The organism is Psychrobacillus sp. FSL K6-1464 (genome assembly GCF_038003145.1).
GTDB lineage: Bacteria > Bacillota > Bacilli > Bacillales_A > Planococcaceae > Psychrobacillus > Psychrobacillus psychrotolerans.
Window position 1 is genome coordinate 1550793 of the sequence record NZ_JBBOOP010000001.1, and the last position, 21977, is coordinate 1572769.

At 34.0% G+C, this 21977-nt stretch carries 25 protein-coding genes; 23 read left to right on the forward strand and 2 right to left on the reverse strand.

The genetic code is table 11. From position 1 onward, the window contains the following. The first annotated feature begins 8 nt into the window (after window positions 1-8). The 7 genes from MKX39_RS07595 (at window position 9) to rraA (ending at window position 4786) form a co-directional block, all read left to right on the forward strand. Window positions 9-359, forward strand: a complete 351-nt coding sequence (locus tag MKX39_RS07595; RefSeq protein WP_093534709.1) for a DUF1428 family protein — start codon at window positions 9-11, stop codon at window positions 357-359. Between the two features lie 720 nt (window positions 360-1079). Next, window positions 1080-1451 carry a YxiJ family protein gene (locus MKX39_RS07600; protein WP_340768978.1) on the forward strand — a complete coding sequence of 124 codons (372 nt, stop codon included), beginning with the start codon at window positions 1080-1082 and terminating at the stop codon, window positions 1449-1451. A gap of 87 nt (window positions 1452-1538) precedes the next feature. After that, window positions 1539-1871 carry a hypothetical protein gene (locus tag MKX39_RS07605; protein ID WP_340768979.1) on the forward strand — a complete coding sequence of 111 codons (333 nt, stop codon included), beginning with the start codon at window positions 1539-1541 and terminating at the stop codon, window positions 1869-1871. A gap of 151 nt (window positions 1872-2022) precedes the next feature. After that, window positions 2023-2385, forward strand: coding sequence for a hypothetical protein (locus MKX39_RS07610; protein ID WP_340768981.1), 363 nt, complete (start codon window positions 2023-2025; stop codon window positions 2383-2385). 454 nt (window positions 2386-2839) lie between these two features. Next, window positions 2840-3655 carry a CPBP family intramembrane glutamic endopeptidase gene (locus tag MKX39_RS07615; protein ID WP_340768982.1) on the forward strand — a complete coding sequence of 272 codons (816 nt, stop codon included), beginning with the start codon at window positions 2840-2842 and terminating at the stop codon, window positions 3653-3655. Window positions 3656-3891: 236 nt separating this feature from the next. Next, entirely contained in the window at window positions 3892-4167 is a 276-nt protein-coding gene (locus MKX39_RS07620) for a YesK family protein (RefSeq protein ID WP_340768983.1), read from the forward strand. Window positions 4168-4303: 136 nt separating this feature from the next. Further along, window positions 4304-4786, forward strand: coding sequence for a ribonuclease E activity regulator RraA (gene rraA / locus MKX39_RS07625; protein WP_340768984.1), 483 nt, complete (start codon window positions 4304-4306; stop codon window positions 4784-4786). Window positions 4787-5199: 413 nt separating this feature from the next. On the opposite strand, the gene MKX39_RS07630 is transcribed toward rraA, so the two are convergent. Further along, entirely contained in the window at window positions 5200-6348 is a 1149-nt protein-coding gene (locus MKX39_RS07630; protein ID WP_340768985.1) for a YhgE/Pip domain-containing protein, read from the reverse strand. Between the two features lie 128 nt (window positions 6349-6476). Between MKX39_RS07630 and MKX39_RS07635 the strand changes: the two genes are divergently transcribed. The 10 genes from MKX39_RS07635 (at window position 6477) to MKX39_RS07680 (ending at window position 15493) form a co-directional block, all read left to right on the forward strand. After that, window positions 6477-7073 carry a TetR/AcrR family transcriptional regulator gene (locus tag MKX39_RS07635; protein WP_340768986.1) on the forward strand — a complete coding sequence of 199 codons (597 nt, stop codon included), beginning with the start codon at window positions 6477-6479 and terminating at the stop codon, window positions 7071-7073. Between the two features lie 203 nt (window positions 7074-7276). Continuing rightward, window positions 7277-8404 (forward strand): ABC transporter permease, encoded by a 1128-nt coding sequence (locus MKX39_RS07640; RefSeq protein ID WP_340768987.1) that lies wholly within the window; start codon window positions 7277-7279, stop codon window positions 8402-8404. Further along, window positions 8404-9075, forward strand: coding sequence for an ABC transporter ATP-binding protein (locus MKX39_RS07645; RefSeq protein WP_340762102.1), 672 nt, complete (start codon window positions 8404-8406; stop codon window positions 9073-9075). The genes MKX39_RS07640 and MKX39_RS07645 overlap by 1 nt, the downstream gene beginning before the upstream one ends. Before the next feature lie 53 nt (window positions 9076-9128). After that, window positions 9129-9800, forward strand: coding sequence for a response regulator transcription factor (locus MKX39_RS07650; RefSeq protein ID WP_340768988.1), 672 nt, complete (start codon window positions 9129-9131; stop codon window positions 9798-9800). Beyond that, window positions 9797-11182, forward strand: a complete 1386-nt coding sequence (locus tag MKX39_RS07655; RefSeq protein ID WP_340768989.1) for a sensor histidine kinase — start codon at window positions 9797-9799, stop codon at window positions 11180-11182. The genes MKX39_RS07650 and MKX39_RS07655 overlap by 4 nt, the downstream gene beginning before the upstream one ends. A 4-nt stretch (window positions 11183-11186) precedes the next feature. Next, window positions 11187-11588 (forward strand): hypothetical protein, encoded by a 402-nt coding sequence (locus MKX39_RS07660; RefSeq protein WP_340762105.1) that lies wholly within the window; start codon window positions 11187-11189, stop codon window positions 11586-11588. Window positions 11589-12259: 671 nt separating this feature from the next. Next, complete coding sequence (locus MKX39_RS07665; RefSeq protein WP_340771372.1) at window positions 12260-12784, forward strand: GNAT family N-acetyltransferase; 525 nt, start codon at window positions 12260-12262, stop codon at window positions 12782-12784. Window positions 12785-12917: 133 nt separating this feature from the next. Then, window positions 12918-13343: a hypothetical protein gene (locus MKX39_RS07670; RefSeq protein ID WP_340768991.1), complete on the forward strand. Its 426-nt coding sequence runs from the start codon at window positions 12918-12920 to the stop codon at window positions 13341-13343. Window positions 13344-13528: 185 nt separating this feature from the next. After that, window positions 13529-14047 (forward strand): GNAT family N-acetyltransferase, encoded by a 519-nt coding sequence (locus MKX39_RS07675; protein ID WP_340768992.1) that lies wholly within the window; start codon window positions 13529-13531, stop codon window positions 14045-14047. A 747-nt stretch (window positions 14048-14794) separates the two neighbouring features. Then, window positions 14795-15493, forward strand: a complete 699-nt coding sequence (locus MKX39_RS07680) for a class I SAM-dependent methyltransferase (RefSeq protein WP_340768993.1) — start codon at window positions 14795-14797, stop codon at window positions 15491-15493. A gap of 622 nt (window positions 15494-16115) precedes the next feature. On the opposite strand, the gene MKX39_RS07685 is transcribed toward MKX39_RS07680, so the two are convergent. Next, window positions 16116-16985, reverse strand: a complete 870-nt coding sequence (locus MKX39_RS07685; RefSeq protein ID WP_093534659.1) for a YitT family protein — start codon at window positions 16983-16985, stop codon at window positions 16116-16118. A gap of 110 nt (window positions 16986-17095) precedes the next feature. On the opposite strand from MKX39_RS07685, the gene MKX39_RS07690 reads away from it, so the two are divergent. The 6 genes from MKX39_RS07690 to MKX39_RS07715 are packed head-to-tail and all read left to right on the forward strand — an operon-like array spanning window position 17096 to window position 21927. Continuing rightward, the gene (locus MKX39_RS07690; protein ID WP_093534657.1) at window positions 17096-17428 is read left to right on the forward strand and encodes a nucleotide pyrophosphohydrolase; all 333 of its coding nucleotides are present in this window, start codon (window positions 17096-17098) and stop codon (window positions 17426-17428) included. 2 nt (window positions 17429-17430) lie between these two features. Then, complete coding sequence (dapB, locus tag MKX39_RS07695) at window positions 17431-18207, forward strand: 4-hydroxy-tetrahydrodipicolinate reductase (RefSeq protein WP_340768995.1); 777 nt, start codon at window positions 17431-17433, stop codon at window positions 18205-18207. A 10-nt stretch (window positions 18208-18217) separates the two neighbouring features. Continuing rightward, the gene (gene mgsA / locus MKX39_RS07700) at window positions 18218-18625 is read left to right on the forward strand and encodes a methylglyoxal synthase (RefSeq protein ID WP_093534653.1); all 408 of its coding nucleotides are present in this window, start codon (window positions 18218-18220) and stop codon (window positions 18623-18625) included. Window positions 18626-18637: 12 nt separating this feature from the next. Then, window positions 18638-19768 (forward strand): N-acetyl-alpha-D-glucosaminyl L-malate synthase BshA, encoded by a 1131-nt coding sequence (bshA, locus tag MKX39_RS07705; RefSeq protein ID WP_340768996.1) that lies wholly within the window; start codon window positions 18638-18640, stop codon window positions 19766-19768. Next, the gene (locus tag MKX39_RS07710; RefSeq protein WP_340768997.1) at window positions 19746-20954 is read left to right on the forward strand and encodes a CCA tRNA nucleotidyltransferase; all 1209 of its coding nucleotides are present in this window, start codon (window positions 19746-19748) and stop codon (window positions 20952-20954) included. The genes bshA and MKX39_RS07710 overlap by 23 nt, the downstream gene beginning before the upstream one ends. After that, window positions 20938-21927 carry a biotin--[acetyl-CoA-carboxylase] ligase gene (locus MKX39_RS07715; protein ID WP_340768998.1) on the forward strand — a complete coding sequence of 330 codons (990 nt, stop codon included), beginning with the start codon at window positions 20938-20940 and terminating at the stop codon, window positions 21925-21927. The genes MKX39_RS07710 and MKX39_RS07715 overlap by 17 nt, the downstream gene beginning before the upstream one ends. Window positions 21928-21977: the final 50 nt, after the last annotated feature.

Below are 21977 nucleotides of genomic sequence, written 5' to 3' on the forward strand. Positions count from 1 at the left end.
AGTCTTTTATGTACAATGTATTGTATTTATATCCAGTCTTGAAACAGAATAAGGAACGGTTTATAGAAATTAATAAAATGGCCTCTGTTATTTACAAGGAATATGGTGCGATTGAAGATGATACTTACCAAAGCACTTTTATTGATGCTATCTATGGTTGTAAAGGGATGGATTCATCGGTTGAACTACAGGAAAATGAAACTTTGATGTGCTCAGTTTCTACATTCAATAATAAACATCATCACGATGTTGTTCTGAAAGAAGTTGACGCTGATCCTAGAATTGAAGAATTATATAATGAGATGCTTAACGTTATTGATATGAGTCGAGTAGTTCGAGGTGAGTTTGAAAAGGTTTAATTATAAAATAGATACTCTTCTTATTTCATTAAGTCGGGATTTAGGTCTTCCAAGAAGGGATTAATGCCCTTTTTGTTGAACTTGTTTAACTAAATGGACAGCTTAGTGGAAAAAGGAAATATAATAAAATGGGGGTTTTAATATAGCAAAACGATGGGGATTTACATATATATTTTGTAACGATTTAGAGAAAATGAAGTGGTTTTACTCAGACATACTTCAGTTAATACTTATATGGGATGATAAAGGTTCCATAGCTTTTAAAATTGGTGAACACTAATTAAACATTGATTACAATGAAGAATTTAACCCACCATCAAGAAAGTTTTCCATTCAACCAGGCTGGAAAGGTGGAACAGAACCAAGGATAGGTTGGTCGTTAGAATGTGATAAAGAAAATTTCGGAAAAATTGTAAATTCCGTATTAATAAATGATATAACAAAATATTACAATAAGCCCATATGGAAAGGATATTGGAGTTTTCCTATTTTAGACCCTATGAATAATACAATAGAAATCACATGTTCATGTACTGAAAAGATTATCCACTAATAATCATGACATGAACTAAGGAGGATAAGTATTATACATTTTTCACTAACGGATGCTTTACTTCAATAAGGGGTAAAGCCTTTTTTCTTATTCAATTAATGCCGCAGGTTAGTTGTATAGGGAAGCATGATAAAATAGGTAAATGACATACTTCAACGGGTGAAAATATGGATAATATTATAGATCAACTAAATGAAATTAAAAACGAATTAGAAAAGCCAATTCCATACAGGGATACAGATAAAATACAAGTAGATTTTCGAACAGAATTTTTAAGTTTATCTGATGAAGAGGATTGTCTAACGGGTGATTTTAATAATTACTGTATGAATATAGCTGGAACTCTAAGTTATGTTTTAGCGGGTAAAACAAATAAAGTTCCACAAGGTCAAATTGAGATGTTGCAGAAATCTTTCTTTGATTCCTTTAAACAATATAAGTTTTTTGAAGACAAAATTGAAATCTATAACGATTTCTTTCGGGAATATAAAAACTTTGAACAAACCAGAACATTGTTATTACATCTGTTGTCTAAATAAGCATTTCTTATTAAACAGCGGCTGCCTATAGTGCTAGCTGTTTTTTATTTAACTAACGAATCAGGATAGTGAAGGAAGGGGAATTTTATGAAGAGTAAAAGAACTTTATTGTCGGCTATAACAATTTCTGTTGCCTTTTTAATTGTTTTTTTAATTTATAATTCTTTTTCGTCTGTGTTAACTGTAACTGATTTTACTGTCACTGAAAAAGGGTATTCTAACGATAACAATGAAGCATGGATAAAGGGATTTAACCCTAATGCCCCAGTAGGACATCAAGAAGAGACTAAAGTAATTGTTAGGGAACCAATGGTAATGAATTTAATTCAGAAAGATAAGACGTATTACGTAAGATACACGATAAAAAGAAATGGTTTAATTTTTCTTAGTGGTATTGAAACTATTGAGGATCCCAAATAAGCTTAGTTATTCAAATAACGGATCCTTTACTTACAGAAGGGGTAAAGGCTTTTTTCTTATTGAACTAAAGCAGCAGTTTAGTTTAACAAGAGTTGAATTATTGAATACCAAAATAGATTTTATCGTCTAATTGAAAAGAGGTTAAAGTATTATGAAATTAAATTTTTTATATTTAACCTTAGCAGTATTTTCGATATGGGTAATCATTGGTTGTTCAAATAAACAAGTTATAGAAAATACAAATGATACGGATAATTATGGAGATGTTAGGGCAGTAGCATGGGAATTTATAAATGAAAAAGGTTGGTATGACAGGGCTAAAGAAGATTGGCAAAGTGCGAAAGTGAAAAAAACGAATGCTGATAATAGTTACGAATTTTTGGATAAAACTTATGATGGAAAAGAGGTATTAATGGTTTCGTTCGAAGATAAAGATAATGTTGTATTCGGTACACCTTTAATCCTCGTTGACCCCATAACCAATGAAGTAATTGGCTATATGCCAAGTGAATAAAATAAATTTTATTAAGCTAACGGGTCTTTACTTCAAAAAGAAGTAGAGCCTTTTTTCTTACTGAACTAAAGAATCAGATTAGTTGAAGAAGGAATAACTAGAGGGAAGTAGAATATATTTAAAAGGTCTTTTCTCTTAAATTAAGTACGTGTTCATAATGATAAATTATGTTGATCAATAGCTCTTTTTCCTTAACATTGGGGGAGGTGTGAAAGGAGTAGTTCATGTGAAATCTAATATTTCTCTAGATAATAAAGTATTAAAAATTGTTGCCCGAAGTCTTCTTATTTAACAGATTGGCGAAAGAAGAATTAAAGTCATATGAACATTTTACTGAGGAATATGAAACAATTTACTTAAAAGGTTTTTCACCCGAAAAGATTTAATAATAATCTATTAAAAAGAGAGGAGAATTCAAATAGATTCATCAAATTTCAGGATTAGCAGGTTAATTTTGTACTTTGTACTCGTGTCATTATTCCTCTTTGTATCGGGTAATATCGGACAATATTTGATAGAAAAACAAGATATGGATCGACAAATAGGCATGCTCTTACAAGGAGTAATCTTTACTGGGTTAACGCTTTTTATACTTTATATACTTAAAAGAAAAAACCCAGACGTTTTTAGTAACATTGGCTTGAAAGGTGTAAAATCATCATCTAAGTTGATAGTGGGAATTACTTTGCCTTTTACTTTAATTCTATTAGGAATTTTAACGGCTTATATATTTGGTGGCATTGAAAATGTTAGATTTAATTTTACATCAAGTGTTATAATTGCCATTTTAATCAATGCACTGACAGCATTTATGTATGAGGCATTTCCAGAAGAAGTCTTTATACGTGGGTTAATATTTCAAGAGTTGAATAAGAAATTTCGCTTCATCATCTCATTAATATTGCAACCGTTGATGTTCATTTGTATTCCGATTACTGTAATGGCATTGGAGTCAATATTCTTTAGTGATCCATTTGTAATAACTATAGATTATATTATATTGCTCCTCACTTTTGGAATTGCTCTACAGCTATATAGAAAGTATACAGGAACATTATGGATGAGTATTATTTTCCATATTGTTTATCTTGAAGTGGTTCGATATATTTCTATGGGTGGTATTTATAACCCGGATGTCGCTCTTATAGAGTTTGATGAGGCATTTGGAGGATTCATGACTCTATACTTGTCATTTTTGTTTATAGTGGTATTTAGTATAGTGGTGTTGTCACTTTTATTACTAATTGAAAGCAGAAAAAATAAGTTATAAAACTTAACTTATTTTTTCTGTTTTTAGTCGTTTAACATTTGAAAAAACACTTATTCAACCAAACGGGTGCTCTAGTTGAGTATCTAATGCGGCGGTTTATGGTAATTTGTTTAATATTGGAACCTCTGGTTATTTTAAACGTATTAAATTAAAGTAACAGATTAGTTGAAAAGTGTTGTTTAACTTGTGTTCAACAATCGTGCCAGTTTGTAGAAAACATAACAGGAGGTAAATAAATGGATGCTTTGATGTTAGAGGGATGGACTCTTATATTGCTTTGCGGAATTGTGTTTGCAATAGTGATGTTTATTACGTCCCGTAAAGTTTCAAGAAAATCTTTAATTTCCACTTCTACTGTATTAAGTCTAATTTGTATCGGGGTAATTATTTATAGCGTAATTGGAGTTGGTGGTTGGGATGGTATGGGACTGGGTTTATTTATGATTACTATTTTAGCAGGAATATGGATAGGTACTGTTATTGGAGCTATCTCAAGGAGTTCAAATTTATAAGAATGTCATCTCGTTTTTCACTTATTAATGTTTACTCTTTTATCCGCTACCGTTACTTCCAGAGCATGACTATTCTATACACCCGATTGCGGAAAAATGAATTTGATATTTATTAAAATATTAGGAGGAATCCATTATGTTAGACTTTAAAACTACTGATTTATGCGACGACTATTCAGATGAACTACAAATTAGCGATATCGCATTTCGTTCTTTCGGAAAAATGACGCGTTTTTCAGGAAAAATTGAAACTGTAAGTGTGTATGAGGATAACGTGCTCCTCGTTGAAGCACTTGAAAGTGTACAGGAAGGCTCCGTAATTGTTGTAGACGGTGGTGGTTCTAATCGATGCGCACTTCTTGGCGATCGTTTAGCGGGCATAGCGCAGTTAAGAAAGTTATCAGGCGTTATTATTAACGGTTATGTTAGAGATTCTGTTGATCTTGCTAAAATGAATGTTGGTATTCTTGCGTTAGGAACAAATCCCCTGAAAAGTAAAAAAGATGGAACAGGCGAGCGCAATGGCAAATTCCACTTTGGTGGAGTCGACTGGAATCCAGGAGAGTATGTTTATGTGGATGAGGACGGGGTTATTATTTCTAAACAGCCTCTTTTATAAAAAATAGAGTATTTACTAACGCTGCATAGAATTTTAAAAATGCCCTTTTCCATTTGGATAGACATATGGGGAGACAGGAACAAGGGTTTACCCATAAATATCAAATATATTGATAGGTATTCTATCTCAAAATCCGTATAGAGTGGTAGGAATGATTATTAGTAGATTTGCTTTCGTAATTCCCAAATATTACTCTTATCTTTTGTATAATAACCTTTTTTACTTTTGATATTTAGACATAAAAAAACCCCCGTAAATGTTAGATTTTGTGTCTAACATTTACGGGGCAGTTCAATATGGTTGGCTTTTTCCTTCACTTTAGTTGCGTAAGTCGATAATAATGTTAGATCTGATTGGACGGAACAAAAGAGCACTTTTTAATGATGGAAGCATTTACGCTTGCCAACTGTTCTTTATTTTACACTAGTTTTTGTACGTACTGGTTTAAAAATAGACAGTAGGAAAATCAATAAACCTGCAATACCAATTCCTAAAATAGTGTTGAAAGATTCCCCTGTGTAGAAGCCGCTACCAAAGTAGAAGATTTCACGTAAACCTTCAGAAGCAAACCGAATTGGTACCCAAGGACGAATGAAGTTTACAAAGAAACTTGGAAGCATTTCTTGTGGCGTCATTAGAACACCCATACCTAACAGCATAACGACCATAAATAACGTAATGGCAGGTTTGCCAATCCATGCAGTTATAGCTGATACCAATAAGTAGAAACAGAATGCTGCAAAAGATACAAATAAAGCGACTAAAAAGTAGCTTGGCATATTAATACCAGCAATCTGTGCTAGTGTTGCAACAGTAAAGCCTGAGAACAGGGCGATAATTACACCGAATAATACTTGTCCACTCATTAGACGTAATGTTTGTTTACGTGTTAGCATTTCTTTTTTAAAGATGCTAGATGTAGCTAGGAAGACAATGAAGCCACCGATTAATGCTCCAACCCAAGCAGGCACGGCCAATAATGTCGGTGCACTCCCATTCGCTGTGGCAGTAGTGATTGTATTGAATACTTTTTCTTCAGATACGACGGGGTGGATAAGCACAGATGCTTGGTTAGCATCTATTTGTTGATCGCCCAATTGTCCTATAAGGTTTGTTGAATATTGATCGCTAATTTGGGTAACTAATCCATTTAAAGCAGTTTTCGCAAAGTTTGCACCTGTCATGTTAAAACCTTGATTAATATATATTTTGAGAGTTGCTGATGTGTTACTTGTCATGGCATTTTGTACGGCATCGTTATACCCTTCAGGAATAACTAGAGCTGCATAATACTCTTTTTGAGCAAACAACTCTTCAATATCTGCTTCTTTTTCACTTGAAAAAGCTAACATCGGTTCCTCACCGTCGATACCTTTACTCATTTGTTCGATTGCTTCTTTTACAGCATCCACATGACTGCCTTCATCACTCGTTATAAGCGCAATTGGTAGATTTTTAACTTTTGGATCTCCTTGAGCAAATAAGTTCAAAGAGAATAGAGCAATTATTAATATTACAGCGATAGGAGCAACCCATGCTAATTTTTCTTTAAATAATCTCAACTGGAATTCATCCTTTCTCAATTTACAACATGTTGTTTAGTGGTACTTGTATATCTTACAATTTACGCGTATATTAAAGCAATAAACAAAAGTTAACAGTGTGTTCATTTTTGGGAGGAGTTGATTTTTTGAGTGTTTATACAGAAAAAAATCGCAAAACAAAGAAACTTATCCAAACGTCATTTATGCAGATTATAGAGAATAAGTCATTTGAAGCAATTACGGTAGGTGACATTACAAAAGTTGCGCAAATAAATCGCGGGACATTTTATTTACACTATAAAGATAAATTTGATTTACTTGATCAAATTGAGCAACAGTTATTTGAGGATTTAGGCAATCATATTGATGAATTGCAAAAATATTATTCATCTATGCAAAAATTTGAAAAGAATCAAGAACAATTAGCTGCTACCTTATTTAACTCGATTAAAATGCATGCGCCAATGTTAAAAATATTTTTAAGTGATCGCGGTAGAGCTGGTTTTCATCTTCGATTTAGAGATGCCTTTTCAGAAAAAGTGCGTGTTAATTTAGAGAAAAATGAAAGTTTCCATGCAAACTTAAAGGTGCCAATGGAATACTATTTATCCTTTATCACATCAGCATTTTTAGGATTAATTGAACAGTGGATTCAAAATGGTTTAGATAAGACCCCTGACGAAATGACAGCGTTATATATCGAGATTATATCTATTATTCAAAAGAACCAATCAGGTTTATAAGCTCGGAATATATAATGGTGATGAAAAAGCATCTGATACATCCTGCTCAAATATTTGAGTGGGTTTTTTTGTCTTGTGATGAAATATATTAATAAATTTGGCGGATTTCTATATCTCTAATTCTGCTTAATTGGTGAAAGTTTATATAAAGTTTATATAGCTTGTATATGATGAGAAATGTAAATAAATAAGGAGGTTATTATATGTTTTTGGCATTAAAAGAACTAAAACATGGTAAGTTACGTTTTACAATGATTGGGCTTATCATAATATTAATCGCATGGCTTGTATTTATTCTTTCGGGTTTAGGAAATGGATTATCTACACTAAGCGCTGCGACGATTAAAAACTGGGAAGCAGAGCATGTTGTTTATGAAAATGGGGCGGGTGCGACATTTTCAAAATCATTATTGTCTCAATCGTTGCAAAGTAAAATTGAAGCGCAGCCAGGGGTAGAAGAAGTTACACCATTTTCTCAGTCAGTCATAGCAATCTTACCAATTGATGGTGTTGCTGAAGGGGAGGACAAAGTAGATGCTGCTTTATTAGGTATTGAAGCAGGCTCATTTTTACATCCAGAAGTAATAGAAGGTAAAGCTGTTGATCCGAAGATTAAAAATGGTGTGGTTGCGAATATCACATTAAAAAATACAAATGGCTATGAAATTGGTGATTCTGTAGCAATTGATGGTTCTGAACTAAATGCAGAAATTATTGGTTTTGTGAAAAACGAGACATTCAATCACTTGCCTTCACTATTTGCAAATATGGATTTTGTACGGGAGTATAAATATTCTGCACCCGGATCAAATAATGGAGTAGAAGATGCTATCAATGCATTCGCCATATTAGGTAAAGACGTGGATGCAGCACAAATTGAAAAAGAAGTTGATGGCTTGGAAGTAGTAACCAAATCCGCTGCTATTAATGGTATGCCAGGTTATACTGCGGAAAATGGTACAATAATGATGATGCTTGTGTTCTTAATTGTCATTTCAGCTTTCGTAATTGCAGTTTTCTTCTATGTTCTAACAATCCAAAAAACACAACAATTTGGTGTGATGAAAGCAATTGGTGCTTCAAATGGATTTATAGCTAAAGCAATCGTATCTCAAGTATTTGTGTTGTCGTTTTTTAGTATTTTAATAGGTATTGGCCTTACATATCTAACTGCGATGGTATTCCCAGAAGAAATGCCATTTAATTTAGATCCTGTATTAGTTGTTATTTATGGAATAGTACTATTAGTGATATCTGTTGCTAGCTCGTTGTTTTCAGTTCGTCGAATTTCAAAAATAGATCCATTAACCGCATTAGGGAGGGTTGAATAATGACTTTAAGCATGAAAAATGTCTCAAAGGTATATAAAGAAGGCGAATCACAAATAGTAGCTTTAGATCAAGTTTCAATGGAGGTTGCTTCTGGAGAGTTTGTGGCCATTATTGGCCCATCAGGTTCTGGAAAGTCAACATTTCTATCGATTGCTGGGGCATTATTAAAACCTTCACAAGGTGAAGTCAAAATTGATAATAAAGATATTGCAACACTAAAAGATAAAGAACTTTCCAATTTACGATTACATGAAATAGGATTTATATTACAAACGTCTAATTTAATGCCGTACTTAAATGTTTTAGACAATTTACTTCTATTAAAAAAGATGTCGGGTAAAGTAACAAAACAAGATGAAGCCTTTGCAAAAGAATTATTAATAGAGCTTGGTTTGAGTAGTAAATTCGAAAAATTCCCTAATGAGCTTTCTGGTGGGGAACGACAACGTGTAGCAATCGCGCGTTCATTTATGAATGATTCATCGCTTATTTTAGCGGATGAACCTACTGCATCATTGGATACAAACCGTGCAAATGAGGTCGTTTCCCTTATTTCAAAAGAGGTTAAAGCACGTGGTAAGGCTGCTGTTATGGTAACTCATGATGAACGAATGCTGGCATATTGCGACCGCGTTTACCGTATGGAAGATGGTAAATTAACGTTACAATAATATAATTAATAACTTACATGAAACCAAATTCACTAGAAAGCGGAGGCGTTACTATGCAGATTTTATTAGTAGATGATGATTTAGATACATTACAACTAGTAACTATACATTTGGAACGTGAAGGGTATAAAGTGCATAATGCTGACAATGCGGAAGCAGCGCTAATTTTACTAGAAACTTACAAAGTGGATTTGGCGATTGTAGACGTTATGATGCCGGGTATGAATGGTTTTGAGTTAACAGAAATTTTGACGGAAGATTATGATATTCCCGTGATTTTATTAACCGCTAAAGGTCAATTAGCAGATAAAGAACAAGGATTTACTGCTGGATCAGAAGATTACATAGTAAAGCCATTTGAGCCTAGCGAGTTATTATTTAGGGTTGCAGTTGTTTTGCGACGTTATGAAAGATCTTTAGAAAACTTCATAGAAATTGGGAATATGAAAATTGATCGAAAAAACTATGAAGTAATTATAAAAAAAGAAACCGTTTTGTTGCCTTTGAAGGAATTTGAACTACTCACTTTGTTAGCATCACGAAGTGGAAAAATCGTGCAACGAATTTTTCTAATTGAGCATACATGGGGAATTGATATTGAGGGTAATGACTATACGCTGAATACACATATTAATCGATTAAGGGAACGATTAATACGTTACGAGGCAAATGTTGAAATTATAACCGTTCGTGGAATTGGTTATAAATTAGAGCTGTTGAAATGAAAACACTTTATCGACAATTTATTAGCGCGACTGTATTAATTTTGTTTTGCAGTATTATCGTCGGATTTGCCCTTGCGAATATTATTTACTTTTCAGTCTCAAAAAACAATATTGATTCACAGAATGTAGAGTTTGCTCAAGAGGTTGCGAATGGAATTGAAAATATGCATGATTCGAAGGATTCTATGCATGCCTATTTATCATTAATCGGTAATTCAGGATATCAAATCTATCTAATATCTAGTTCTGGAGAAAAATACCCCTTTGGTGAAGAATTTCAAAATCTAAAGATACCCCCTGAAACAGTTCAAAGTATTATGGATGGCGAAATATATCATGGGATGAAATATGCACCGAGTTCGTTATTAATGATGGGGCATTTTTCCAATAGCTTGGAAAATTCCGTTGGGGTACCTGTTGTTACACAGCAAAACCAATATGCATTATTTTTGAGACCCGATAATAAGTCCATTTTCTCGGATATCCATGTTGTATTAATGAGCTTTGTCGTTGCAATCGCTATCATTAGCTTACTCGGTGTGGCTGTTATGACACGAAACCTAATACGACCGATTTCATCCTTAACAGAAGCTACTAAGGCGGTAAAAAACGAAAATTTCAATTACCGATTAAATATTTCACGAAACGATGAGATTGGCCAATTGGCGGAAAATTTTAATTTGATGCAGCAGCAGCTTGCTCATAATGATGAATTACGCAAGGGATTTGTAAATGACGTTTCTCATGATTTTCAATCGCCATTAATGAATATTCAAGGTTACTCTGATCTACTTCAAACTGATGAACTAAAGAAAGAAGACAGGTTACAGTATGCAGCCATTATTCAGCGAGAATCTAAGCGATTATCGAACTTAACAAAACAGTTACTTATCTTAACCTCTTTAGATCAGGCTTCTTATTCCTTACAAAGGAATAGTGTCCGATTAGATGAACAGTTAAAAGAGATTATAAGGAAGTCGCAATGGCGAATCAATGAACGTGAATTAGAATTATCCTATAAATTAGAACCAGTAGCTATTCAAGGGGATGCAGAATTACTCATGAGTGTGTGGGATAATTTATTGAGTAATGCTATTAAGTATTCTGAATTAGGAAGTATCATCTCTATTACTTGTCGAGAAGTACATGGTGAAATTCAAATTATTTTCAAAGATACAGGAATAGGGATTAGTAATGAACAATTAGCGCAAATATTTGTCCGCTTTTATCGAGTAGATACAGCTAGAAAAAAAGATGGTACTGGGCTAGGACTATCAATAGTCAAGAAAGTTGTGGAGTTACATGGTGGACAAGTAAATGTCACTAGTAAAGTTGGAAAAGGAAGTACATTTGTAATTAAATTACCAATTAGAAGGAGTTAACATTATGGAAAAGAAATGGTCAATTCGATTAATTCGTTTTGCTGCTATATTTGGAATAATCGGTACGTTTTTAGGGTCTAAAATGAGTGGAAGTATGGATTATTCATTGCGTCCCATACATGCACATATATTATTAGTAGGATGGTTATCCGTATTTGCATGGGGAATATTTTATAGAGTGTATACTGTAAAATACAAAAAACTTGTACCTATACACGCTATTACAGGAATGTTAGGTGCACTTGGTCTAACGTTTGGTATGTGGATGTATAATTTAAACCCATTTAACTTAAATGAAACATTTGTGATGATTTTGTTCATTGTAGGCGGAACTTTATTATTATTGGCATTTGCATTATTTGTAGTTATTACCTTCTTAACAGAGGATACGAAACAAATTAAGTAAAAGACATTGTGAAGAAATACATTCAAAGTAACAGGTGTTTAGTAAAGAAAGACAGAAAAAAGAGTTTGGAAGTTTCATTTTCCAAGCTCTTTTTTAATATGTTGAACAATTATTATTAAATTTGGCTAAGTAAAAGGTAAGGGTTAATTGATTTTTAGTAAAAGTATCATGAATTTAACCTACATCTAAAAGTTTGTGAAAGAATGTACTTAATGGCAGTTTCGTTGAAGAAGAAGGTTATTTTGCTACTGTGTTGAATAAGTTAATATATGTAAAATATTGTGCAAAAGGGTTGCTTACTTCAAGTTTGGAGATGGATCAATGAAACCTATATTATTGATTATTGGATTATTACTCTGTTGCATGTATATCTTGAGCGGTTTTTACATTCGAATTAAAAGAAGGCCAGTTTCCGGAACTCCATTTATTGTCACAGGAATAATAGGGATTTTTGTTTTTTTGATATATTCTTTTTTCTTCACTTAAATTTCGATTATGCAGTTAGTCAAATAAGGATATGAGAATAGATTCTACTTAGACTAATGGGTGCTTAGTTAAACAAGTGGCTGCCTGTAAGGGTAACTTTTCTTATTGAACTAACACAGCAGGTTAGTTCATTATGAAATCGAAATTTTGTGGTATTATTTACTGCAAAAGAGGGAGAGGAATTAATGAACAATGGGAATATGAACATTAGAAAAGCTGTTTTATCAGACGTAAAAGGAATAGCAAAAGTACACGTTGATTCTTGGAAAACTACGTATAAGAATATAGTTTCAGACCAATATTTAAATAATTTAACATACGAAAGCAGAGAACGGCTATGGGAAAACAATATTCCTAATGGCGGGGTATATGTAGCAGAGACCAATGGCGGGGAAATTGTTGGTTTTTCTTCTGGTGGATTAGAAAGAAGCGGGAATTACCATGGGTTCGAAGGGGAGTTATATGCAATATACATTTTAAAAGAGTATCAGGGCAAAGGTTTAGGAAAAGCACTTGTTAAACCAATAATTGAAGAAATTGCAGAATTGGGATTAAACTCTATGCTTGTTCTTGTCTTAAAAGATAATATTTCTCGTCTGTTTTATGAATCACTTGGTGGGAAAAAAATAGATGCTGTTGAAGTTGAGATTTCAGAGAAAAAACTTACCGAACTTGTGTATGGTTGGGAAGATACTAGAAATATATTTTAGTTTTCCTACCTCAACTAAGGGTGCTTTACTTTAAGAAGGAGTAAAGCCTTTTTCTTATTGAACTAACGAAGCGTTAGATTAAGAAGGAATTTGAGATATAGTATATAAAAATCACTAAAAAGGTGGTAGTAAAATGATATATCAACTGTATTTTAGTGTATCTGGTGAATATGAAAAAATTGATTATTGGGTTCCTTTGATGAACTACTTTTTATCACAATCAGATACGATAGAAATCCATTGTTGGAATGAAGAAGCAGTTGTTGTCGAGGAAACAAAATCAATGCTTAAAGGCCCATTCGAAAGAATCACGGAAAATAACCTCACTATTTTCAAGGGAAATAAAGCACTAAATGTTGTAACCCATTTATTATCAAACAATGTAAATATTGAGGGGAAGATAAAATGGTTCTCTATTTTTTTGAGTAAAAACTCCACCACTATTTTTCATTCCGAACATTGGGGTATGGAATTTTTTGCACCCAATGTTAACGAAAAAGATATAGCCTTCATTAAATCGGTAATGCCTATCGAAACGAATTTTAATCAGTATAAATAGCGAGATTACTACTTCCTTCTTCAACAACGAGGTGCTTTACTTCAAGAAGGAGTATAGCTTTTTTTCTTATTGAACTAACGAAGCAGTATAGTTGAATAATCAGGTAGAATTTGGATGCATATCGAAGTAGATAATATAAAATGAAAATTTTTTAAGTAACTGTATCAAAGGAGAAGAGAGAAAATATGGAAAAGGTAGAAATTAGATTAGCGGAACAGAAAGATGCTGTGAATATGCTTGAAATTCAGCGTGCAGTTTTATCAGAAGAACAATATTTATTATCGACCTCAGAAGAATTTAACCAGTCTGTAGATGGTCAAAAAGCGTGGATTCAATCGAAGATAGACAATGGACGTGAAACAATTTTAGTAGCAGAGATAGAAAATGTTGTTGTTGGATGGCTTGTCTTTCAATCATCAAACCGCAAAAGGTTGAGTCATACAGGTTCCTTAGGCATGATGATTGATAGTGCCTTTCGGGGAAAAGGAATTGGGAAAGCTTTATTGCAAGAATTACTAAATTGGGCAGAACAAAATCGGTACATTGAGAAAGTAAGCTTAGGTGTATTTTCTACAAATATTAATGCTATATCTCTTTATAAAAAAATGGGCTTTATCGAAGAAGGAAGAAAAATTGGTGAGGTTAAGCTGAATGATAATGAATATATAGATGATGTATTGATGTATAAAAACGTAAAGAATTGACTTGGACATTAGTGGCAAATCTTTGGGTACTTTAATTACATTTTCCTCTACAACTAACGTGGTGTTTTACTTCAAGAAGGAGTATAGTTTTTTTAAAAAATAAGTAGTTTAGTTAAATAAGAGAAAGAAAAATTACTCTGTTCCTTTAGGGTCATATTTTATCTTTTATTTCTTCTCTTTAATTGGATTAAAGTTATTAGTACACCTAAATTTATTGCTATTAGAATAGGAAATCCGAAGTAAATAACATAGAGTATCCAGTTCAATGCATCCTTTTCAGAAAGTAATTCCATTTTATCACCTCAAGTAATCGTATGAAGAAAACTATACTATCATGCCATTACGACCATAATGTGTAATAAAAGAGATGGTGCTTAGTTTAACAAGCGGTTGCCTGTAAAGGTAACATTTTCTTATTGAACTAACGAAACAGTTTAGTTCAAAATTAAATATTACGATAGTGTAACAAATAATACAAAAATAGCTTATGAGTTCATTTTGTAATAGGTCAAATCCTTTTAAAAAGGATATTTAAGAGGACTATTATCGTTAAGTATATACTAAGTCATTTGTTCGATTAAAATAGTATAAATGTTTCAAAAATACCTTTTAAAGCTAGATTCAAGGACTTTGCTAATCTGAATTTACTAATAAAATAACGTTAAATTAATGGTTGTGTAACATTGGGAATGGTAACTTTTAGTAAAATGGTAGAGAGAGATAACTTTTACTAAAGGGGGGATTTTTTTGAAAAAGGCAATACTGAATTATGAGAATTTGCAAGAAATGTTGGATGGGTTCCTAAGAGAGCCAAAGGAATTTTGGGATGATTTTTATACTGATAGAACTAAAGAAATTCCGTTTTTCATTAAAGGTCCTGATGAGAATCTTGTAGATTATTTTAAAAATGGGTTGGCACCTAAACGAGTATTGGAAATAGGATGCGGACCGGGTAGGAATGCTGTTTATATGGCTAAAAAAGGCTGTGAGGTAGATGCTTTAGACCTTTCTAATAATGCGATTGAATGGGCAAAAGAAAGGGCTAGAGAAGAAGGGGTTAATATAGATTTTCAATGTATTTCGCTATTTGACTTTAAGTTTAAGCCACACTCGTATGACTTTATTTATGACTGTGGGTTGTTTCATCATTTAGCACCACATCGCAGATTAACATATCTTGAAATGCTGAAAAAGGCATTGAAAAGAGATGGATACTTCGGAATTGTTTGCTTCAATACTGAGGGTGCCTTAGATACATCTGATTGGGAAGTCTACAAAGAAGGTAGTTTAAAAGGAGGAATAGGTTACACTGAAGGGCGATTAAAAGAAGTGTTTACGAATGATTTCAATTTAATTGATTTTAGGGAAATGAAAAAGATTAGTCAACCAGATAAATTATTTGGAGAAGACTTTTTATGGGTCAGTTTGATGCAGGTTAGAAATTAATTTCTTATTCAACTACCTGGTGCTTTAGTAAAAAAGGACATCAAAATAAATGAGTTTGGAGAACATACTCTAGCTCATTTTTTTATTTATATTAAAATCAACCTTTATCTTTAACATAGCTTGAAATTAAAATGCAACTAAATAAGAACACCGGAAAAGACGCTTGATCCCCAATAAATAATAATGTAGACATGCAGTTAATTTTACTCCGAGCGAACGCTTTCTATTGGCCCTACTCCAGCCGCCTCCCTTGCTCCTGCGCTCCAATCAACTAGATCCACTTTATTTAATCGGATAATTGGATATACTTCGACTACTCCTATTATCCAAGCGATAGCCTATGCTAAATCTTATAGGCCAGTACTACCCGCTTAATTGATTGAAGTGAAGGGTGGCGACTTCGGCGGGATGAGTGAGACAGACAAGATATCACAACGACGCGTGTGCTGTGGTGGTAGCTCATCGCTCACCCCGCGAAACGCGTCCACCTGTAGCGTAAATCTGAAGTATCATTCATTCATTAAAATTTTATAAATAATCCAATATTCATGCTGTGTTCTATATTATTGCTTATCTATTAAAAAAGGATCACCCAAGTAAGATACTTGAATAATCCTTCACACTAATCTATCGGATTTTTCTCATCATCTAAAGTGAAACCTTCTCCCATGACATCCTTTACTTCTGTTATAGACACAAATGCATGTGGATCGATAGAACTTATAACCGACTTCAATGCACTTATCTGGTTTTTCGCTACGACGCAATAGATTACTTCCCGACTACTTTTTGTGAAATGTCCATGTCCGTTCAATATTGTTACTCCGCGAGACAATTTATTCGTAATGAGATCAGCAATCTCATTTTGCTTGTCTGAAATGATAAATGCACCTCTAGCAGAATATGCGCCTTCTTGCACAAAATCTATAACTCTTGCGCCAACGTATACAGCAACAAGCGTATACATCATGGAACGCTCATTTAGGAAAGTTGCCCAGGATAACAAAATGACGAATGCATCGAAGATAAACATCGTTTTACCCATGCTCCATCCCTTGTATTTGAATACAAGTCGGGCGATAATATCCACCCCTCCGGTTGTACCACCATATTTGAATATAATACCTAAACCTACACCTACAAAAACCCCAGCAAATAGTGAAACTAGAAACAAGTCACCTTCTAGCCCAAGATGGAATTCATAAATATCAAATAATTTTAAAAATACGGATACTGAAACAGTGCCAATCACTGTATAAGCAAACATTTTCCGCCCAAGCAACTTCCAACCTAAGAAGAACATTGGTATATTTAATAAAAGGTTCATCAATGCTACATCCCAGTTGAATGCAAAATATAAAACGAGAGTAATACCAGAAAATCCACCTTCACCAAGTTCATTTTGCATATTAAAGTGAACAAAGCCAAAACTATAAATGGCTGATCCCAATATAATCATTATAATATTTTTTAATTTAAGTCCAACTCCCATTGTTACACCTCGCTTATTAGTTCATACTTAAGTTATTATCGATTATTTTGATGTTTTTGACAACTAGCTGTTTTTCTTATTAGGATATACACGAAGGAGAGATAGATTATATGGTAGAGAAAAAAACTTTATCTGATTTACAACTAGAAGTGGATACATACATAAACCAATTTAAAGAAGGCTATTTCCCACCAATGGAACTACTAGCAAGACTTACGGAAGAACTAGGGGAGCTCTCCCGTGAAGTTCAACATAAGTATGGGACAAAGAAAAAGAAATCCACAGAAGTGGAGAAAGAAATTGCGGATGAGATGGGAGATTTCTTTTTCGTACTATTATGTTTGGCAAATGCAGAAGGTATAGATCTTCAGCAATCATTAGAGCAAGTTTTAAACAAATATAATACAAGAGATAAAGATAGATGGACGATTAAGGAGGACTAATAATGGTTATTAAAGTAGCGGTAGCAGGCCCAAGAGGTAAAATGGGAAGAGAAGCAGTAGCAACTGTAATAAAAAACGAAAATTTTTTATTAGTGGCAGTTTTGGATTATAAGCAAGAGACAGAGTGCTTAGGGGATAACATTCCCATCTTCACATCATTAGAATTATTAATCGAACAAACAGAACCTGATGTATTAGTTGATCTGACTATTCCTTCTGCCGTTTTTGAGCATGCGATGACTGCACTTGACTATGGTGTGAGACCAGTTATTGGTACAACGGGCTTTACTGATTTACAATTAGATACATTAAGAAACAAAGTAGAAGAGGTACAAGTAGGATGTATTATTGCCCCAAACTTTTCTATAGGTGCGGTGCTTATGATGAAGTTTGCACAAACAGCAGCAAAATATTTGCCGAATGTGGAAATTATTGAGATGCATCATGATCAAAAAGTAGATGCTCCTTCTGGAACAGCATTTAAAACAGCTCAGATGATACAACAAACACGTACTTCTATGGAACAGGGACATCCGGGTGAAGAAGAGATAATTCCAGGTGCAAGAGGAGCAAAAATGGATGGCATGCATATACATAGTGTCCGATTACCTGGTTTAGTTGCACATCAACAGGTGCTTTTAGGTGGAGAGGGGCAATTGCTAACACTACGTCATGATTCTTTTGACCGCGCATCCTTTATGTCTGGAATTGTATTATCTATCAATGAGATCATGGAGCGTGATGTTCTGATTTATGGTTTAGAAGATATTATTTTATAGGAGGGAAACAATGAGAATTGCATTAGTCGCACATGACCAGAAAAAAGAAGATTTGATACAGTTCGTAACAGCATATAAGTCAATATTAATAGAGCACGAATTATTTGCTACCGGAACAACCGGAACACGAATTATAGACGAAGTTGGTTTAAATATATTTAGATATAAATCTGGACCACTAGGTGGAGACCAGCAAATAGGATCAGCGATTGCAAATAACGAAATGGATATGGTTATATTTTTCCGAGATCCACTTACCGCTCAACCGCATGAGCCAGATGTAACGGCGCTTATTCGACTTTGCGATGTATATCAGATCCCACTTGCAACAAATATGGGAACAGCTGAAATCCTTTTAAAAGGTATAGAACAAGGTTTTTTAGATTGGCGTTTACTAGAAGAGAGACGTTCACGTTAAGGAAGTGATTAAGTGCGTAAATTGAAAATAGGAATTACTTGCTATCCATCTGTTGGGGGATCAGGAGTAATTGCAACAGAATTAGGAAAGATGCTTGCAGCAAAAGGGCATGAAATACATTTCATCACATCTGGGATCCCTTTCCGACTAAATAAAATATCTCCAAAGATCACATTTCATCAAGTGGAAGTGAATAGCTACTCTGTTTTTCAATATGCTCCATACGATATTGCTTTAGCCAATAAAATGGCAGAGGTAATTGTAGATGAGCAATTAGATGTATTGCATGTACATTATGCTATTCCTCATGCGGTGTGTGCAATACTGGCAAAGGATATGGCAAACTCAGATATCGGCATTGTTACTACTTTACATGGAACTGATATAACCGTTTTAGGATATGACTCGTCGTTAAAAGGCGCAATAAAGTATGGGATAGAAAAATCAGATGTCGTAACGGCAGTGTCTCATTCCCTTGGCCAAGAAACAATGGACTTAATATCTCCCAATAAGGATATTGAGACGATATATAATTTTATTGATGAGCAGGAATATACTAAAAAGGATGCAGGTAATCTAAAGGAATTATTAGGTATAAAACCACATGAAAAAGTAGTAATTCATGTTTCTAACTTTAGAAAAGTAAAGCATGTTCCGGATATAGTACAGAGCTTTAAGCTTATCCATGAAGAGGTTCCTTCTAAATTACTGTTAGTAGGAGATGGACCCGAAAAACATCCTATTATGGAATCCATTAAAGGTACATCTATCGAAAGTGATGTTCTATTTTTAGGTAAACAGGAAAATCTATCAGAACTATATTCCATAGCAGATCTTATGCTATTGCTTTCTGAAAAAGAGTCTTTTGGTTTAGTGCTATTAGAAGCAATGGCTTGTGGAGTGCCTTGTATAGGAACGAATGTAGGTGGCATTCCTGAAGTAATTACGAATGGCGAAAATGGATTTATCGTGGAACTAGGGGATTGGAAAAAGGTAGCAGAACATGGTGTGGAAGTTTTACAAAACCCCTCATTACATAAACAGATTGTCGATAGGTCTTTAGAGGTTATACGGGATCGATTTAGTTCTAAAAGTATTGTAGAGCAGTATGAAGAAATGTATGAAAGAGTGGCGAGAAAATAGCTTGATGAAAAATCGGTGGCCGGCAGCTTATAAAATAATAGAAGAACTAGAACAGGCAGGCTTTGAGGCGTTTGTAGTAGGAGGGGCTGTCCGAGACTTTGTACGTAATGCTCCTGCAAATGATGTAGATATCACTACAAATGCTACTCCCTTGGAGGTCAAACAGATATTTACTCATACTATTGATGTTGGAATCGAACATGGGACTGTTTTAGTTGTAGTAGATGAGCCTATTGAAGTAACTACGTATCGCTCGGAATCTACCTACTCTGATTTTAGACGACCAGATGGTGTAACATTTGTACGTAATTTACAAGAGGATCTTCAACGAAGAGACTTTACGATAAATGCAATGGCCTTAACTAAAGAAGATAAGCTTGTCGATTATTTTGGAGGCAAAAAAGCTATCGAGGAAGAAATAATTCAAGCGGTTGGAAATCCTCAGTTAAGATTTTCAGAGGATGCATTACGTATGTTAAGAGCAGTACGTTTCTCAGCGCAGCTGAATTTTACACTTGAGCAAGAGACCTTTCAAGCAATTCGTTCCTTACATGCACTTATTGAGCATGTCTCCATTGAAAGAGTGAAAGTGGAGCTAGAAAAGATATGGCTAAGTGACTTTCCTTTCAAAGGGATGAAACTTTTTGTAGAAAGTGGATTATCTCAGAATTTCCCTGGCGACTGGGAAAGGCATCTACAAAGTTGGGACAACTTCTCGAGTTTTAATGTTAAAGCTAATGGATGGGCCTTCTTTGCTCTATTGCAGTCGAACGAAAATATTAACATTCTGTTAAATCATTATAAATGCTCAAATGACGAGAAAAGACATGTAAAAAATGTGTTGGAAGCAGTTTATAGTTTGGAAAAAGGTGCTTGGACGCTTGATGAATTATTCCTTTTTAGGGAGGAAGTTCTGACAGTAGCTTACCACTTTGGAAACTCCATTTTTTCAAATGAAATAGCTCATCCACTTGCAAAATTTTTACTACAGAAACGCACACTTCCCATTACTTCTAAAAAAGATATTGTTGTGAATGGAAATGACCTGATTGAATGGACAAACAAAAAAAGAGGCCCATGGATAAAAGAAGTTTTAGACATATTAACGGGCATGATTGTAAATGGCAAAATAAATAATGACAGACATGAAATAAAGGAATGGTTTTCTCATGAATATCTCCATTAAAGAAAAGATTCTTTCAACGCTTATCAATGCAAAAGGGGAACCGGTCTCTGGTCAGAAGTTAGCAGATGAACTACATATTTCACGAACAATGATCTGGAAGCATTTGAAAAGTATCGAAGAGGATGGCTATGTAATTGAAGCTATCAAAAAGAAGGGGTATATACTCCAGTCTATACCGGATTTAGTTACGCCAGAGCAAATTCTTCCTAAACTTAACACGAAACAATTAGGAAGAAATATTGATTATTATACATCTTGTACATCCACTCAAATTATTGCAGCAGACAAAGCACGTCAGGGTGCCTCTCATGGAACGGTTATTATTTCGGAGGAACAAACTGCTGGAAAAGGAAGGTTAGAACGCAGCTGGGACTCTACTGCAAATAAAGGCATATGGATGAGTGTTATTATTCGTCCAAATATAAGTCCCGAGTTTGCTGCTCAGTTTACACTGGTTTCAGCTGTAGCTATCAATCAAGCTATTCAAGAGGTAACTAATCTTACACCTCAGATTAAGTGGCCAAATGATATATTGATAAACGGAAAAAAAGTCACCGGTATTTTGACGGAATTACAGGCAGATATGGATATAGTCCATTCAATTATTATAGGAATTGGTGTCAATGTAAATCAGGAACTAAGTGCATTTGACGAATCCATCCAAAACATTGCCACTTCATTGAAAATGGAAAATGGAGAAGAGGTTGATCGTTCCTTATTGGTAGCTAAAATACTTTACTATCTAGAAAAATATGGCGATCTATATGTAGAAAACGGCTTTGAACCTATTAAAATACTATGGGAAAGCCATAACTGCACGATTGGAAAACGTATACGTGCCACTATGTTACGAGAAACACTTGAAGGTGTAGCTTTAGGTATTACGAAAGATGGAGTTTTAGAGCTGAGATTAGATAGTGGTGAAATTCGTGGTATTTATTCGGCAGATATTCATTTGTTAGGAAGAAGTTAGTTTGGACGGATTTCATTTTTTTTGTTATTCTGTATGTGTTGGGCAGTATC

What these genes read in the sequence shown, in the direction of transcription:
- MKX39_RS07595 (WP_093534709.1), top strand. Translation starts at nt 9, where the DNA reads ATGTACAATGTATTGTATTTATATCCAGTCTTGAAACAGAATAAGGAA.
- MKX39_RS07600 (WP_340768978.1), top strand. Translation starts at nt 1,080, where the DNA reads ATGGATAATATTATAGATCAACTAAATGAAATTAAAAACGAATTAGAA.
- MKX39_RS07605 (WP_340768979.1), top strand. Translation starts at nt 1,539, where the DNA reads ATGAAGAGTAAAAGAACTTTATTGTCGGCTATAACAATTTCTGTTGCC.
- MKX39_RS07610 (WP_340768981.1), top strand. Translation starts at nt 2,023, where the DNA reads ATGAAATTAAATTTTTTATATTTAACCTTAGCAGTATTTTCGATATGG.
- MKX39_RS07620 (WP_340768983.1), top strand. Translation starts at nt 3,892, where the DNA reads ATGGATGCTTTGATGTTAGAGGGATGGACTCTTATATTGCTTTGCGGA.
- rraA (WP_340768984.1), top strand. Translation starts at nt 4,304, where the DNA reads ATGTTAGACTTTAAAACTACTGATTTATGCGACGACTATTCAGATGAA.
- MKX39_RS07640 (WP_340768987.1), top strand. Translation starts at nt 7,277, where the DNA reads ATGTTTTTGGCATTAAAAGAACTAAAACATGGTAAGTTACGTTTTACA.
- MKX39_RS07645 (WP_340762102.1), top strand. Translation starts at nt 8,404, where the DNA reads ATGACTTTAAGCATGAAAAATGTCTCAAAGGTATATAAAGAAGGCGAA.
- MKX39_RS07650 (WP_340768988.1), top strand. Translation starts at nt 9,129, where the DNA reads ATGCAGATTTTATTAGTAGATGATGATTTAGATACATTACAACTAGTA.
- MKX39_RS07655 (WP_340768989.1), top strand. Translation starts at nt 9,797, where the DNA reads ATGAAAACACTTTATCGACAATTTATTAGCGCGACTGTATTAATTTTG.
- MKX39_RS07660 (WP_340762105.1), top strand. Translation starts at nt 11,187, where the DNA reads ATGGAAAAGAAATGGTCAATTCGATTAATTCGTTTTGCTGCTATATTT.
- MKX39_RS07665 (WP_340771372.1), top strand. Translation starts at nt 12,260, where the DNA reads ATGAACAATGGGAATATGAACATTAGAAAAGCTGTTTTATCAGACGTA.
- MKX39_RS07670 (WP_340768991.1), top strand. Translation starts at nt 12,918, where the DNA reads ATGATATATCAACTGTATTTTAGTGTATCTGGTGAATATGAAAAAATT.
- MKX39_RS07675 (WP_340768992.1), top strand. Translation starts at nt 13,529, where the DNA reads ATGGAAAAGGTAGAAATTAGATTAGCGGAACAGAAAGATGCTGTGAAT.
- MKX39_RS07685 (WP_093534659.1), bottom strand. Translation starts at nt 16,985, where the DNA reads ATGGGAGTTGGACTTAAATTAAAAAATATTATAATGATTATATTGGGA.
- MKX39_RS07690 (WP_093534657.1), top strand. Translation starts at nt 17,096, where the DNA reads ATGGTAGAGAAAAAAACTTTATCTGATTTACAACTAGAAGTGGATACA.
- dapB (WP_340768995.1), top strand. Translation starts at nt 17,431, where the DNA reads ATGGTTATTAAAGTAGCGGTAGCAGGCCCAAGAGGTAAAATGGGAAGA.
- mgsA (WP_093534653.1), top strand. Translation starts at nt 18,218, where the DNA reads ATGAGAATTGCATTAGTCGCACATGACCAGAAAAAAGAAGATTTGATA.
- MKX39_RS07710 (WP_340768997.1), top strand. Translation starts at nt 19,746, where the DNA reads ATGAAAGAGTGGCGAGAAAATAGCTTGATGAAAAATCGGTGGCCGGCA.
- MKX39_RS07715 (WP_340768998.1), top strand. Translation starts at nt 20,938, where the DNA reads ATGAATATCTCCATTAAAGAAAAGATTCTTTCAACGCTTATCAATGCA.